The organism is Staphylococcus sp. GDY8P57P, from assembly GCF_017892585.1.
In the GTDB taxonomy this organism is placed as follows: Bacteria; Bacillota; Bacilli; order Staphylococcales; family Staphylococcaceae; genus Staphylococcus; species Staphylococcus borealis.
This window is the reverse complement of record NZ_JAESLK010000172.1, coordinates 1-601: the sequence shown is the minus strand read 5'-3', so window position 1 is coordinate 601 and position 601 is coordinate 1. Positions and strand designations below refer to the sequence as shown.

1 protein-coding gene and 1 pseudogene are annotated in these 601 nt (G+C 27.5%); both read left to right on the top strand.

All coding sequences use genetic code 11. From position 1 onward, the window contains the following. The coding region (locus KA878_RS14185) for an acyl-CoA thioesterase (RefSeq protein WP_210142282.1) at window positions 1-377 on the top strand (377 nt) is incomplete at its 5' end. 7 nt (window positions 378-384) lie between these two features. Then, window positions 385-601, top strand: a pseudogene (locus KA878_RS14180) (hypothetical protein); the annotation flags it as partial.

Below are 601 nucleotides of genomic sequence, written 5' to 3'. Positions count from 1 at the left end.
CAAGAGTTAAAGAATGTGTTACAGCTTCTACAGATTCAGTAGAATTTTTATATCCAATCACCCAATCTGATTCAGTTTGTATAGAATCTTATGTAGTTTATACAGGAGAAAAATCTATGGAAGTATTTTGTAAAGTCATTTCAGAAGATATGATTACTGCAGAAAGAAAAATTGCTGCTTTAGCTTTTCTTACTTTTGTAGCTTTAGATGAAAATAAAAAACCAATTAAAATACCCAAAATCTCTCCTCAGTCCAAAGAAGAAAAATTATTATTTATGGATGGCGAAGAAAGAGCTAAAATGCTAAAAATTAAACGATCACAAACTAAAAATATAATTGACTCTCTTGATATTAATAAGCCATGGGAATTGGAGTAGTGATAAAATGATTAATGAAATGGAAGAATTAAACCAAATTAAGTTAGATTTGAAAAAACTAAGAAACGAATTTCCTAGTATGTATGAAAAGTTAGAATATATAGCTAGTTTGACAAGACAATTAAGTATCCATTATAAATATTTAGGAGTACTTATGTTTTCAGATAACCGTGAAAATATTCAAAATGAGAGACCAACTTTAATAAGAGAATCTGTTTTGAAAT